Genomic DNA, 12657 nt, shown 5'->3' with positions numbered 1-12657 from the left:
GTAGGGAGTAGGGAGTAGGGAACAAAACTAATCACAATGCGTCTCTAATTTCTAGATAAGCGCGTTGGTATTTGAGCTCTAAACCTGTATGATATTTTTTTTGGGGACAATAAAACTCCTGATATATTTTACCTCTTGCCTCTTGCCTCTTGCCTCTTGCCTTTTCCTGCCATACCTGTGTTCACAACCGATGATACAAACGGGCTTAGCTTAAACCTTTGGTAAAGGAAAATGAGCAATAATTTTGCAGCCAGATCCTGGTGCTGTTTCAATTTTAAAGGTTCCTCCTAAGGCTTGGGTGCGTTCTCGCATTCCTTGTAAACCAAAACCGGTTGTGTTCTGGTTTAGGGAAAATCCAATACCATTGTCTTTAATAATTAATTGTAAATCTGTTGCTGTCTTAATTTGGATGTATACTTCAGTAGGTTTAGCATATTTAAAGATATTTGTCAATCCTTCTTGGACAATACGGTAAACTGCGATTTTGATGTCAGCAGGGATTGAACGCTTTAAGTTAAGATGGTATGAAGGTGAGATAGCTGTGGACTTTTGGAAGTCCTCGATTAGGGATGCGATCGCATTTTCTAGAGATTGCTCTTGTAACGGATTTAAACGCAAGGAAGCAACGGATTGACGTACATCCTTCAGAGCAGTTTTCCCAAGTTGTTTCGCTTCTAAGATAAATTCTTTGGCTTCAGCCGGGTCAGATTGTAATAGTCTTAAAGCCGCTTCCAGGTGTAAATTAAATACCGTTAAAGAATGTCCTAAGGAGTCATGAATTTCCCGAGCAATACGGTTTCGTTCTTGGAGCGTAGCAATATCTTCAATCCGGAGGGCATATTGACGCAGTTGAGCATTAGCCTTAGCCAGCTCTTCCCGACTTTTTCGTTCTGATAGTACAGCATCCACTAATAGCTGCAAAACGATTAAGACCAATACAAATATAAAGACAGAAGTCAATAAGATAAATAGTAATCGCTCCGGAATCAACCCTGTTGGTGGTGCTCTGAACACAGGAGGTGGTCTAAAGGGAGGACGATGCCTCAGACCATGATGCTGAAATCGAACCATTTGCTTCATTAGAAATAATATAACCGCAAATCCAGTCATCATTAAGCGACCTTGGAACTCGAAGATAAAACAGTTGCGAACAACTAATATAATTAACATCAGTTGCAATAACCGAATGTGTCCCACTATGGATGCTAAAACAATTACCCCAATTTCGGCGGCAGTGTAAAGTACCTTATAAATAGGCTTATTTGTTGGTAATCTCAATCCCATTAACCCAAATACTGCCAGGCAAACTAGATTCAGTAGTGGCGACCTAGGTAGCATGGGAAAGGGAAGTTTTAGTAATTCCACCAAAGCGGTAATGATCAGCAGTATCCACTCCAGGTAGAGCAAAAATCGAATGGGGTGGTTAGTAATGTGAATAGGATGCCGCATTCACGATTGTTGTAAACAAGCAATAACAAACAACCAATAACCTTAATCCATGTGTCAAAGGTAATGCAAGACCCATTGGTCATGTCTAGCCCAGGACTTTAGTCCTAGAGGAATTGGGGTCTTTTGCCTCATGTGCTTTCGCCCTCCCCGTTTTTAGGATAGAGACATCAAACAGAAATCAGCTCACCTAAAAACACTTATAAACAGCTAAATAGTGAACATCATGAACATCAAGCGCTTTTCTCTACTGGCAGGTATTGCAGCAATTACCCTCACTAGTTTTCCCATGGCAGTTAATGCCCAAGAACTTCCTCCATTTTTATCTAATCTGAACATCACTGACCAGCAAAAAGAGCAGTTTGAGGACATCATTAACAATACTGACTCCAAAATTGAGGATATTCTCACTCCCGATCAACAACGGCGCTTTCAAACTATAAAAGTGCTCCGCCGTCAACTGAAAGACGCAAGGGAGGGTCTGAATCTCTCTGAAGAGCAGTTAAAGCAAATGCAAGACATTAACAGGTCAGCAAGATTTGAGATGAGGGGTATTCTCACCGAGGAACAGCGCCAACAAATTCGTCAAGAAATAGGAGCATTTCGAGGTAAAGGTCCATTGAGACGGAGATTTTTCCAGAACTAGATTATCTCTTGGAATATAGCAATTATACGACTTTTGAGGTAGAAATATCTGGGTTTTAGGGAGCAGGGAGCAGGGAGCAGGGAGCAGGGAGCAGGGAGCAGGAAGCAGGGAGCAGGTAAGAGTGAAGAGTGAAGAGGGCAAAAATAATGTGTACCTCATAGCTACGATAAACGCTATACAAAGTACTAACTCTCTTCATCTAACTTATTAAAGGTGCCCTTGACCTATTAATAATTCAAATCGCCACTGGTGGCACCTAATTGTTAAGTGTTAATTGACAAACTATTAACACTTAACAAGTTTTTTTTATCACCAATTATCCGAACATAATATAGCAATTCTATATCCCATAAGGTAAAACTTGATCACCCTAAATCTCTCACGGGGTGACAGTGAACTGACAAAGCAGAGCCGGTAAGGGTTATAGCAGAGCAGGGCTGTTTAATTCTGGCCAAAAATAGATAGAGATAGGGAGATGGGGATAATTTTGAACGAATATTCGGGATTTTTTGAAAATTTATTGAACCATCCTCGAAGGCAGTTAACCAATTGTTAGTCATTGGAATTATTATTGCTGCGCTAATGCAATAGTTTTTTGGAAACTCTCAACTGAGGTGCTTTGACGAGGTGCTTTGACTAAAATGCGATTAGCCCGAAGGGCGTTGGCTAGCGATCGCATTACTGTATCTAGTAATTAATACCTAAAATGTCATTTCTTGCATCTTCCCCAAAATTCTGTTATATTAACAGTATCGTTAACGCAATGGTTAACTCCCCATGATGATTTCTACCGCACAAGCCGCTGATTTACTAGGTGTTTCCGCCACTCGTGTCCGTTACCTTCTGAGCAAAGGCAGAGTTAAAGGAGCCTATAAAGTCGGTAGAACTTGGGTGATTCCTCTGTTTGATGGCATGCCAGTAGTCACTCCTGGCACTCGCGGTCCCAAGCGGAACTGGTCAAAGCGTAGAGAGTACACTAAGGCTGTGATTCATGTTAATCAAAGGGTAATTCGCAACAATCTCAAGACCGGGGAGCGCAACCCTGTGATTACCGTAAAACGAGGCTCTAAAAACACTTATGGTCATACCGTGGAAGTCAATGGACCGTGTAGAGTCATGTATCGCCCCGATGATCCCCTCAAATGTGGAGCAAGGGTGTGGATTGAGACTATTTCTGATTTTAAGGTTATTTAATTTAGTAACAGTACCTGACTAGACACTACCTGATTAGACTAGGAAACGCTATACTCCAGAGAAACATCATCACTGGTATGGAAAAGACCAATTAAAGGATCAGGGAAGTCGGATGAAACGCTTTTATCTATATTCAAGTTTGTTGGTTGCTAGCTTCTTTCTACTATTGCTTGGGGAGGAGGGATTAGCACTTATTGTCAAAACCAATCGTCGATTGTCAGGTTTTTCGGTAGATAGTCGCAGCTATATTTATTTAGAAAGTGCTAGAAACCATGTCACAAAGGTTCCTACCGCCAAAATTCAAATTTTCGATGTAGCCACTAACGCTTGTGTCAAGAAGGGTTGTCTAGAAACTAACTATAACTACTCGGATTCCAATCTCACTCCTAAAGACGCTGAAGATAACTTACTCAGGAAAACTCAAAGAATAAGACAGAGCTTAGGACTCAATCAACTAAAAGTAGGACTAAAACTGCCAATTATTGAGCGTTCCATTCAACCCAATGGCACTGAAACAGTTAAGGTCTTGGTGGATAAAGAAAAAGACCCACTAGAGATTCGTTTAGAACAAATTTATATTCCCTCGGTTTTGTCTGGAGGAATGTCTGATATAGACCGGGCTTCAATGCAGCTAGTCATTAATTACAATTATCGCCAACTCACCCTAGGTAAACTGAACAATTACCGTGAAGCTATCAGGAAATATTCGATCAGAGAAGTTCGCTTATCCCCCAATAGACAGAACATAGTTGTACTGATCAATCTCCACCAAGCCACCTATAACGCTGACTTTCAGACAACCTTCGTTCAGAGTTTTCCCATCTAAACTACTTTTGGCTTTTGGCTTTTGCCTTTTGCCTTCTGCCTTTTGGCTTTTGCCTTTTGCCTTCTAACAGCTCAGTGATGAAGCGTGCCATTAGGCATAATTGCCCCACTGATCAACGTATTCCTCAAGTCAACATCACTCAGGTCTACGCCAGCCAGTTTAGCATCCTTAAGTTGTGCCCCATGGAGATTAGCACCACTTAGGGTAGCCTTGGTTAAGTCAGCACCAGTTAAATTTGCCCCTAACAAGTCAGCACCTGTCAAATTACCCCCTGCCAAGTTTGCCTGACTCAGGTTTGCCCCCCAAAGGTCAGCTTGACTGAGATTAGCCCCACTGAGGTCAGCTTGACTAAGGTCAACTCCTCCTAAGTTGGCTCCACTCAAATCTTTCCCTGATAGGGAAGCAACAGGCACAATGCAATATGCTCCCAACTTACTAGGGTCAAACCCTTCCGGAAATTGAGTAGTTTGGTTATAGAGCGATCGCTCAAATTTAGCATCTTCGAGATTAGCACAGCGCAGATCTGCACCAAGCAAATTTACCTTACTAAAGTTAGCTCCCCCCAGATCAGTGCCATTTAACTCTTGATCTGAAAATGATGCACCGGGGGCAATTAAGAAAGCTCCGTGTTGGCTGGGGTCAAACCCTTCTGGAAATCGAGTAGCTTGGTCGTAGAGCGCTCCGAGCAAATTGACTCCCTCCAGGTTAACCGAGTAAAGATCTGCCCCAAACAGGCTAACTTTACCCAAATCTGCCCTACTTAAGTCAGCTCCTCTGAGGTCAGCCCCCTGAAGATTTAGCCCACACAGAGACACATCCGGAGCAATTAGATATGCCCCATGGGCTGTGGGGTCAAAATCTTCAGGAAATTGAGTCTTTTCGTTATAAATTGCTCCTTTGAGGTTAACCGCTTCGAGATTAGTAGCGGACAGATCTACTCCAAACAAGTGAATGCTCCTTAAATCTGCTCCTCTGAAATCCGCGCCACTAACTAAGCTCAACCATAAGTCCGCTCCCCGCAAATCCGCTTCCTGTAGATCGGCTTCTCGTAGATCCGCTTCCCAGAATTGAACTCCTCTTAAATTGGCTTTCCTTAAATTAGCTCTAAGCAAAGATATACCAAAAAAGTGACCCTGACTCAGGTCAACTTGGGATAAGTCTGCTTCACTTAAGTCCACACCGCTGAGATTTGACTGACTCAAGTTAGCCATTGGTAGAGATACACCAGGAGCAATTAAATGTCCTCCTGCCTTCACTGGGTCAAAATCTTCAGGAAACTGAGTGGTTTCGTCGTAGAGTATACCGCTCAGGGTTGCATTTAGAAGCTTAGCACCCTTGAGGTTTGCCCCCATCAGATTGGAGCGGCTTAAATTAGCTCCTGTTAGGTCAACATCCTGCAACTCAGCCCCAATTAAGCAAGCACGGGTTAGATTAGCTTCTTTGAGATCAGCACCTTTGAGGTTAGTTTTCCAGAGGTCAGCTCTGGTCAAATTCGCACCCCTTAAATTGGTATCACTGAGATCTACCCCACTCAATTTAGCTTCCGTTAGTAAAGCCTCGGGGGCAATTAAATAAGCTCCTGCCTTGGTAGGGTCGAAATTTGGGGGAAACTGAGTGGAAAAATTGTATAGTGTAGTATGGAGGTTAGTTAAGTCTAGAATAGCTTCGCTCAAGTCTGCCTGACCCAGATTAGCACCACATAGAACAGCTTGAGTTAAGTTAGCTTCCCTCAAATTAGCTCCCCAGAGATCAGCACTACTGAGGTTAGTGCCAGTAAGAATTGCTTGACTGAGGTCGGCTCGCCATAAAATTACCCGTTCCAGGTTTACCTGGCTGAGGTTGACTTGACTTAAGTCAGCTCCACTAAAATCTCTTTCCCCAAGGGAATATTGTGACTGAATTTCATCAGTATTCATGTATCGTTCGTTAGTTTTAATTTAAAAATCATCAAAATTAATTATTAGATAATACCTCCGGTTCCCAATTCCAAATTACATACCCTTTATCGATATGAGTAATTACTATTTTATCGAGCTGATCAACTACCTTAGACAAAATAGCGATAAGTTGTTCTTGAGTTTTTTCTAATCGTAAAAAACTGTAGTATTGACCATCAACATTAATGGCTAATAAGCGTCTGCTTAAATGAGGTACGTTAATCCAGCAGATTTGGTAATCCTGACGGGATTTAATAATATGACTGGAGGATAATTCCAAATCCTGAAGGAGAGCAAGAGCAGGAACAGGGGAAGACCTCAGTTGAACTGAATTATTGTTTTGGGATTCAGGGTAAAACTTAAGTTGGTTGACATTTACAGCCATCCCTGTAGTTTGAGCTACTCTATTGCGTTTAAACTCAATAACATTATTGCTATCAACAACACCATGGGGTTGTTGAACAGCAAACGATTGAGTGTTAGGAGGAGTTAGTCCTCGATACCGAAGCAAATCATCCCTCTGGGTAAGAGCTATTGCTGAAACATCCGGTTGGTATTCTGGAACATCTGGTTGCTCCTCTGGTTGGGATTCGGCTTGGTTGAGGGATTCGATCTCCTGGAGGCGTTGTCTGTTTTTTTCTCTGACTGATGTTTGATATTTTTGCCATTGTCTTCCCACTTCAACAGTGCCAAGACCAGCTAACACACTCGCTAGGATGGCAACGCCAAGATAAGGAATTGCTAAATCCTTATGGTCTTCATGGAAGATGGGTTTAAGTTCGACGTTTAAAAACGGTTTAACTTCAACAACGATTGGTTTTGATTTGTTGAAAACAAACGGTAAGGTCAAACTGGAAAATATAGTGCTGGAGATAACTACAGCTGGTAGTAAGATATTAATTAAGGGGTAATTGGTCATCGGTCATCTTCAACCGCTGCAAGCAAGAAATTGGGTAAAGCGATGCAGTATAGCTATTGGGGTAAACCCCCATGAGCAACTGCATCAAGACATGAAGCTTGAATCTCCAACAAATGGAGCTTGACTCAAGCTTGACGATGGCGATCGGTTAAATTCCGGTAGTCTTGCTGCTTACTGAAGAGGGCGGCTTTGTTGCTAGCAAATCGCCTCAAAGCAGGTGATTTAATCAGGATATAATAATAAATCGTATATTATATCATTTAATAGTCATTAAATTATGTGGGGTCAGACCCACCATTAATTTTAGCAGCGGTCTCGTATAAATTGTCAATTTAATTGACAATTTAATATTTCTTAATATATCTTCCAGAGCAAGAGTCGTCAGCTTACTCCCTACGCACATGCTGCCCTTGCCAGCACTGACCAGGACATTGCTAACTATCGTTTGGGATACCAAGTAGAGTTGGGTCAGTTACCAATTACCCATGACCCATTACTAATTACGGATTACCCTTAATCATTCCACAATTGGGCAAGGCTTTATTTTGCTCTAATTCTTTGCAAAACAGTAATGCCTAACAGCAAAATGATACCCCCTGTCGTGGCATAAATCACCCTAGGAGTCATACCTTGCAGTTTCATGGCTAGCCAGTTAGACACTAAGGTAATGCCCCAAAGGATAAGGGCAACATAGCGCTGAGAGAAACCAAAGGCTAGCAAGCGGTGATGTAAGTGGTCTTTACCTGGGGTAGTTAGAGGGTTTTTACCATTGATCAACCGTCGCACAAATACCTGAGTAGTATCTAGGACTGGCAATAGCAAAAATACTACTGGGGGGACTAGGGCAAATACCGTAGTCACTTTCAAAGACCCTAAAATGCTGCTGGCAGCTAGTACATAGCCGAAAAAGTACGCACCTGCATCTCCCATAATAATGTGGGAAGGATGGAAGTTATGGCGCAAAAATCCCAGAGCTGACCCCCCTAGGGCTGCCAGAAGCAACGTTGCTGCGGCACGACTGGGAAACTGAGCTGAAACCGCTAACAGGCTCATAGCAGTAATAAAGCTGACCCCTGCCGCTAAACCATCCATCCCATCCATAAGGTTAATGGCATTAGTAATACCCACAACCCATAGAACCGTAAGTAACATGGAGAGTTGGACATCAATCGGAGTACCGAAGGTAGCTTTAATCCCTGCACCACTAGCCACTAACAGCAGGGCAGCAATAATTTGAACCGACAAGCGTACATAGGCAGGCAAACCAAATTGATCATCAATAAAGCCTACCAGTACCAGAACCGAGCCCCCTAGGAGAATAGTCAGCACTTGAGCTAACACCCCTTCGATGACAATCGGTCTAAGGAGGGTAGCTAGTACCAGGGCAGCTACCACTCCGGTATAGATAGCTAAGCCTCCTGCATTGGGTAAGGGTTCTTGGTTAAGCCGCCGGGCATTGGGTTGGTCAGCCCAACCAACCTCTAGAGCAAACGAGCGTAAAGTTGGCATCAAGCATCTAGTCACTGCCCATGCCAATCCGAAAGTTAATATGACTGCCAGCCAGCCACTTCCCCTAGGGTTGGCAATTCCGAGGGACTGTAGGAAGCCGTACACATCTATCTCCCAAGTCACGTCCAGACTGCAAAATTGTAATCGCTATGGATAATATTAAGCTCATCTTGTAAATAAGGTACATGGGTAGAAGCACATCAGCAGGAAAAAGCGATTACCACTTAGGGATTAGGGGTTTGGATTTTCCCCCTGAACTAACTCAATGTACTGACTATCGATCAGAAATGCTCCTCTAGAAAAGCGAACACCCCAGTATCCTCCTGGACGTCGGTCGAGGATTACTCCCTCTTCCCCAACTTTAATCACATCAGGAGGTCGTAACATGGGCATTGGTTCAGCAGTTTTGACGTAGCGTGGTAATGTAATTACTCTGACGCGATCGCCAACGTTAAAGTCTTGAGACATTGGTCAGTCAAAAAAGGTGATGGGCTTGGAGGTTGAAGGTTAACAGGTTGAAGGTTGAAGGTTAACAGGTTGAATGTTGAAGGTTAACAGGTTGAATGTTGAAGGTTAACAGGTTGAATGTTGAAGGTTAACAGGTTGAATGTTGAAGGTTAACAGGTTGAATGTTGAAGGTTAACAGGTTGAATGTTGAAGGTTAACAGGTTGAATGTTGAAGGTTAACAGGTTGAACGCGCACGCGTGGCCTATTGGCCAAGGTTATGGGGTTGGAGGTTGAAGGTTATGGGGTTGAACGCGCACGCGTGGGTTATTGGCCAAGGTTATGGGGTTGAATGTTGTTCTTGCCCAGGCGTGCCTTGTAGTATAGGTTGGATGTTTTCTGGATTAACCTTCAACCTTCAACCTACCAACCTTCAACCTTCAACCTTCAACCTACCAACCTTCAACCTTCAACCTTCAACCTACCAACCTTCAACCTTCAACCTTCAACCTACCAACCTTCAACCTTCAACCTACCAACCTTCAACCTTCAACCTTCAACCTACCAACCTTCAACCTTCAACCTTCAACCTACCAACCTTCAACCTTCAACCTTCAACCTACCAACCTTCAACCTACCAACCTTCAACCTGTTAACCCTAGGGTGCTTGCCAAATACGCTGGTGGTATTTTTCCAAGTCTTGATAGGGATCTGGGGTATTGTGATTATGCTGGTGAGAGTGGTGGTGGTGATGGTCATGCCCGTGGTGATGGTGGTGGGAGTGTCCGTTGTCAGCACCATTATCAATCGCTGCTAGCCGGAACTTACACATCTCACAATTCATCTGCACTTGCCCTAACTGAGCCTCGATTTCTCGGTCCCTGAGCACAGATAGCAGCTGAGGCTGAATTCCCATTTCTGGTAAACAGGTCAAGGGAATCTCTGGATAAAGTTTCTGCTGCTGAGCTGTGATATCAAAAATCTTTTTTACTAAAGCCCCGGTAAATAGGAAGTAAGGAAGTACTATAATATGCTTAGGTTGGTAGAGTCGGGCGCGACGGAACCCTTCTTCTAACCGAGGATGGGTAATGCCAATAAAGCAGGTTTCCACAGTTTTATAGCCACTGCCTTCCCAGAGCATGCGAGCCATTTTGTAAACATCACCATTAGCATCAGGGTCACTAGACCCACGACCAACAAATAGAAGTACTGTGTCTTTTCTTAAGGCTAGAGGTTGTTTTGTGGAAGGTTCTAGATTAGAAGCTTCACCCTTCAACTGGCTAACGGCTAACTCTGCTTGGGGTTGGTCAAGTTTGGCAAGCCGTTGCCGCCATAAATCCAGAATTCCAGTGGTAATTCCAAAATGACGCCCGTAGTGAAACTTGACTTGGGGATATTTTTCCCTTGCCCGGTCTAACTCGTTAGTAACATCAAATTTATTGTGGCGAGCTGCAAACAGTAAAATCGGTAATACAGTGAGTTCTGTATAACCCTGCTGGACACAACTCTCTACTCCCTGTTGAATAGTTGGACCAGTCAGTTCTAAAAAACAAGGCACTACTGGTCGAGAATGGTTCAAGGTTTGATAGGTCTGGGCAAAATCAAGGAAAGTCTGACGCCCATCGGGGTCTCTAGTGCCGTGACCAACCATTAATAAAGGGCGTTTTAGCGGTAGGGGAGATAGGGACAATGACTCAGCGGTGACATCGATCTTCATATTTCATCCTTGATCATTCATAGGTCATACTTCTACGTCATACTTACATACTTCTTACATACTTAATTTACTAAAGGGAATTTTAGTGGTAGGGAAGGTAAGGACAATAACTCACGGGTAGCATCGATATTGCTCCTGAATACTTCATCCTTTATTATTAATACCTCATTTCTGTAATGGCTTAATCTCTTGATTACCGACCCTTTACCTTATTGCCTTAAGGTAGGGAAAGTATCCACGCCTTGTTGCCCCTATGCACCAATTTTCGAGAGCAATTCTAGAGAGAAAGCAGCAAGAGCCAAAGGTTAAACGCCGATTGCATTTTTACGCTAGGGGTGAGAAAATCCCTCTAGTAGCACAGGGTGTTTGGGAGGTAGACGAGGGCCGAGTCCAGCTGAGTACCCTTTCCCCAGAAGGGGAGGAGATATGGTTGGGTTGGGCAGAGTCTTCTGCATTCTTTGGTAATTGGTTTTCTGTGCTGTCAAGTTATCAGGCAATCGCCCTATCTGATGTCCGTCTCAAATGGTATTCTTTAGCTGAAATCAACAATTCTCCCTATATAGCCCAGACCATTTTACCTCAACTAGTGCGTCGGATGCGACAGACAGAGATCCTGTTAGCAATCTCGGGTCAGCGCCGGGTTGAGGTACGCTTACCGAAAAAATTGGGTAATCGCGCCCCGTGTCCTTATAGGACGGCTTTATTTTTCAGGTAAAACTTGACATTTTTCACAGAGCGTGTTATATTAATATTATAAATAATAAACTAAAAAACTAGATAAATACTATCTAAAAATAAGTAGGCAACGTAAAAAATATGTATCAGATGCATATTGCGTAATTTGGTCTAACGACTTAAACGTCTATGAAAAAAATTAGATTAAAAAAGTATCTATCTATATAAAAAAAAAGCAATGCAGAGGTGCGACCCGTGGCGAATTAAATTCTTAATGCGGAAAACGCACCATTACGGTCTTGGGGGTTTCCCCCACTCGCGCTTTGCATGGCTGACAAGGTACGGTGGGGCACACCGAAACCTGGGTCATAGACCCTCTACGCTTGGGGAGAGGAGACCTCTATTTTTCCTGGCTCCGGCCTGGTTGAACAAGTCATCTCGTTGAATCAAGAATCCCCGTCCTTCCAGGGCGGGGAGTGTCAAAAATGTGGCAGATTGGTGATAGGATTGTCAGATTAACAGATATCTTGGGCTGAAACCAGAAAAGCGCGCCATAAAGTAAGTTAGCTATTCGGCTGATGTGGCGTTGGAGCCCCGATTAATTCCTCAAACCTACTCCCTAGGGGAGAGCGTCAATGTGCGCTAGTTCAGCCCATCTATCTGGAATGCTGATTCGTTGTGTTCTTCAGGAGTAAGAGGCCTGTCTCTCGAAGCTATTTCAATTCCACCACCAAACGGTCAACGACCAGCACGATTGGTCGTAGCGTTACACGGTTGGGGTGCTAATGCTCAAGCTGTGGCATCTCTAGTGCCATCGTTAAACTTGCCCAACACCCAATTTTTGATTCCCGATGCTCCTTTTAGTCACCCTCAGGTAACTGGTGGCAGAATGTGGTACGACTTGGCAAGAGACGACTATCGGGGATTAGAAGAAAGCGAAGAGCGCTTGAGCTACTGGCTCAATTCTCTCCAAGGTTTTACAGGTATTCCCCTGTCCTCGACAATTTTGTGTGGCTTTTCTCAAGGTGGGGCAATGGCTCTAGATGTAGGGTTGACCTTACCCCTGGCAGGTTTAGCCTCCTTGAGTGGCTATATGCATCGAACCCCTCAACAGGTTGATTCATCCTTGCCTTCCATTTTAATTGTCCATGGTAGACAAGATACGGTTGTTCCTTTAAGTGCTGCTCACCGGTTACGAGATTATTTGCTCAACTCGGGAGCAGCAGTGCAGTACAGAGAATTAGATATGGGTCATGAGATTTCATTAGAGCTTTTAGAATTGCTCCGGGAATTTATTTTATTCAATAGATAGTCAACAGAGATGGTCAATATCCTAACTTCTC

At 43.5% G+C, this 12657-nt stretch carries 15 protein-coding genes; 7 read left to right on the top strand and 8 right to left on the bottom strand.

Annotated features, from left to right (window positions below):
* The first annotated feature begins 88 nt into the window (after positions 1-88).
* Positions 89-214 (top strand): hypothetical protein, encoded by a 126-nt coding sequence (locus BJP34_RS48250; RefSeq protein ID WP_267876459.1) that lies wholly within the window; start codon positions 89-91, stop codon positions 212-214.
* On the opposite strand, the gene BJP34_RS01285 is transcribed toward BJP34_RS48250, so the two are convergent.
* A complete protein-coding gene (locus tag BJP34_RS01285) occupies positions 211-1449 on the bottom strand; it encodes a sensor histidine kinase (protein ID WP_070390766.1) in 1239 nt (412 codons plus the stop codon). The two genes, BJP34_RS48250 and BJP34_RS01285, sit on opposite strands and share 4 nt — an antisense overlap.
* 223 nt (positions 1450-1672) lie before the next feature.
* Here BJP34_RS01285 and BJP34_RS01280 point away from each other — a divergent pair, with 223 nt between their 5' ends.
* Positions 1673-2092 carry a Spy/CpxP family protein refolding chaperone gene (locus BJP34_RS01280; RefSeq protein ID WP_070390765.1) on the top strand — a complete coding sequence of 140 codons (420 nt, stop codon included), beginning with the start codon at positions 1673-1675 and terminating at the stop codon, positions 2090-2092.
* Between the two features lie 55 nt (positions 2093-2147).
* Here BJP34_RS01280 and BJP34_RS42005 read toward each other — a convergent pair whose 3' ends face one another.
* Together BJP34_RS42005 and BJP34_RS38370 are read right to left on the bottom strand one after the other, a co-directional pair.
* On the bottom strand, positions 2148-2291 hold the full coding sequence (locus tag BJP34_RS42005; protein ID WP_158516928.1) for a hypothetical protein: 144 nt from the start codon (positions 2289-2291) through the stop codon (positions 2148-2150).
* A 166-nt stretch (positions 2292-2457) separates the two neighbouring features.
* On the bottom strand, positions 2458-2652 hold the full coding sequence (locus tag BJP34_RS38370; RefSeq protein ID WP_149030727.1) for a hypothetical protein: 195 nt from the start codon (positions 2650-2652) through the stop codon (positions 2458-2460).
* Between the two features lie 217 nt (positions 2653-2869).
* On the opposite strand from BJP34_RS38370, the gene BJP34_RS01275 reads away from it, so the two are divergent.
* Positions 2870-3286: a helix-turn-helix domain-containing protein gene (locus tag BJP34_RS01275; protein ID WP_070390764.1), complete on the top strand. Its 417-nt coding sequence runs from the start codon at positions 2870-2872 to the stop codon at positions 3284-3286.
* A 112-nt stretch (positions 3287-3398) separates the two neighbouring features.
* On the top strand, positions 3399-4112 hold the full coding sequence (locus BJP34_RS01270; RefSeq protein WP_070390763.1) for a DUF2259 domain-containing protein: 714 nt from the start codon (positions 3399-3401) through the stop codon (positions 4110-4112).
* Between the two features lie 71 nt (positions 4113-4183).
* Here BJP34_RS01270 and BJP34_RS01265 read toward each other — a convergent pair whose 3' ends face one another.
* From BJP34_RS01265 to sipA, 4 genes are all read right to left on the bottom strand, one after another.
* Positions 4184-6028: a pentapeptide repeat-containing protein gene (locus BJP34_RS01265; RefSeq protein ID WP_070390762.1), complete on the bottom strand. Its 1845-nt coding sequence runs from the start codon at positions 6026-6028 to the stop codon at positions 4184-4186.
* A gap of 37 nt (positions 6029-6065) precedes the next feature.
* Positions 6066-6968: a hypothetical protein gene (locus BJP34_RS35825; protein WP_083304941.1), complete on the bottom strand. Its 903-nt coding sequence runs from the start codon at positions 6966-6968 to the stop codon at positions 6066-6068.
* 540 nt (positions 6969-7508) lie between these two features.
* Positions 7509-8477: an MraY family glycosyltransferase gene (locus tag BJP34_RS01255; protein WP_229415149.1), complete on the bottom strand. Its 969-nt coding sequence runs from the start codon at positions 8475-8477 to the stop codon at positions 7509-7511.
* Positions 8478-8708: 231 nt separating this feature from the next.
* Positions 8709-8945 (bottom strand): regulatory protein SipA, encoded by a 237-nt coding sequence (gene sipA / locus BJP34_RS01250; RefSeq protein WP_070390761.1) that lies wholly within the window; start codon positions 8943-8945, stop codon positions 8709-8711.
* A gap of 369 nt (positions 8946-9314) precedes the next feature.
* On the opposite strand from sipA, the gene BJP34_RS01245 reads away from it, so the two are divergent.
* Positions 9315-9578, top strand: a complete 264-nt coding sequence (locus BJP34_RS01245) for a hypothetical protein (protein ID WP_070390760.1) — start codon at positions 9315-9317, stop codon at positions 9576-9578.
* A gap of 2 nt (positions 9579-9580) precedes the next feature.
* On the opposite strand, the gene BJP34_RS01240 is transcribed toward BJP34_RS01245, so the two are convergent.
* Positions 9581-10639, bottom strand: a complete 1059-nt coding sequence (locus tag BJP34_RS01240; protein WP_070390759.1) for a sirohydrochlorin chelatase — start codon at positions 10637-10639, stop codon at positions 9581-9583.
* Positions 10640-10892: 253 nt separating this feature from the next.
* Here BJP34_RS01240 and BJP34_RS01235 point away from each other — a divergent pair, with 253 nt between their 5' ends.
* Positions 10893-11354, top strand: coding sequence for a Crp/Fnr family transcriptional regulator (locus BJP34_RS01235; RefSeq protein WP_229424199.1), 462 nt, complete (start codon positions 10893-10895; stop codon positions 11352-11354).
* Positions 11355-12014: 660 nt separating this feature from the next.
* The gene (locus BJP34_RS01230) at positions 12015-12626 is read left to right on the top strand and encodes an alpha/beta hydrolase (RefSeq protein WP_070396428.1); all 612 of its coding nucleotides are present in this window, start codon (positions 12015-12017) and stop codon (positions 12624-12626) included.
* The last annotated feature ends 31 nt before the right edge of the window (positions 12627-12657 follow it).

The sequence above is a fragment of the Moorena producens PAL-8-15-08-1 genome, from assembly GCF_001767235.1.
Classification (GTDB): domain Bacteria; phylum Cyanobacteriota; class Cyanobacteriia; order Cyanobacteriales; family Coleofasciculaceae; genus Moorena; species Moorena producens_A.
The sequence above is the reverse complement of the archived record's forward strand: the minus strand, read 5'-3'. Positions and strand labels throughout refer to the sequence as shown.

What these genes read in the sequence shown, in the direction of transcription:
- BJP34_RS35825 (WP_083304941.1), bottom strand. Translation starts at nt 6,968, where the DNA reads ATGACCAATTACCCCTTAATTAATATCTTACTACCAGCTGTAGTTATC.
- BJP34_RS01275 (WP_070390764.1), top strand. Translation starts at nt 2,870, where the DNA reads ATGATGATTTCTACCGCACAAGCCGCTGATTTACTAGGTGTTTCCGCC.
- BJP34_RS01285 (WP_070390766.1), bottom strand. Translation starts at nt 1,449, where the DNA reads ATGCGGCATCCTATTCACATTACTAACCACCCCATTCGATTTTTGCTC.
- BJP34_RS48250 (WP_267876459.1), top strand. Translation starts at nt 89, where the DNA reads ATGATATTTTTTTTGGGGACAATAAAACTCCTGATATATTTTACCTCT.
- BJP34_RS01235 (WP_229424199.1), top strand. Translation starts at nt 10,893, where the DNA reads ATGCACCAATTTTCGAGAGCAATTCTAGAGAGAAAGCAGCAAGAGCCA.
- BJP34_RS01245 (WP_070390760.1), top strand. Translation starts at nt 9,315, where the DNA reads ATGTTTTCTGGATTAACCTTCAACCTTCAACCTACCAACCTTCAACCT.
- BJP34_RS01255 (WP_229415149.1), bottom strand. Translation starts at nt 8,477, where the DNA reads ATGCCAACTTTACGCTCGTTTGCTCTAGAGGTTGGTTGGGCTGACCAA.
- sipA (WP_070390761.1), bottom strand. Translation starts at nt 8,945, where the DNA reads ATGTCTCAAGACTTTAACGTTGGCGATCGCGTCAGAGTAATTACATTA.
- BJP34_RS01280 (WP_070390765.1), top strand. Translation starts at nt 1,673, where the DNA reads ATGAACATCAAGCGCTTTTCTCTACTGGCAGGTATTGCAGCAATTACC.
- BJP34_RS01265 (WP_070390762.1), bottom strand. Translation starts at nt 6,028, where the DNA reads ATGAATACTGATGAAATTCAGTCACAATATTCCCTTGGGGAAAGAGAT.
- BJP34_RS01240 (WP_070390759.1), bottom strand. Translation starts at nt 10,639, where the DNA reads ATGAAGATCGATGTCACCGCTGAGTCATTGTCCCTATCTCCCCTACCG.
- BJP34_RS01270 (WP_070390763.1), top strand. Translation starts at nt 3,399, where the DNA reads ATGAAACGCTTTTATCTATATTCAAGTTTGTTGGTTGCTAGCTTCTTT.
- BJP34_RS42005 (WP_158516928.1), bottom strand. Translation starts at nt 2,291, where the DNA reads ATGAAGAGAGTTAGTACTTTGTATAGCGTTTATCGTAGCTATGAGGTA.
- BJP34_RS38370 (WP_149030727.1), bottom strand. Translation starts at nt 2,652, where the DNA reads ATGACTAACAATTGGTTAACTGCCTTCGAGGATGGTTCAATAAATTTT.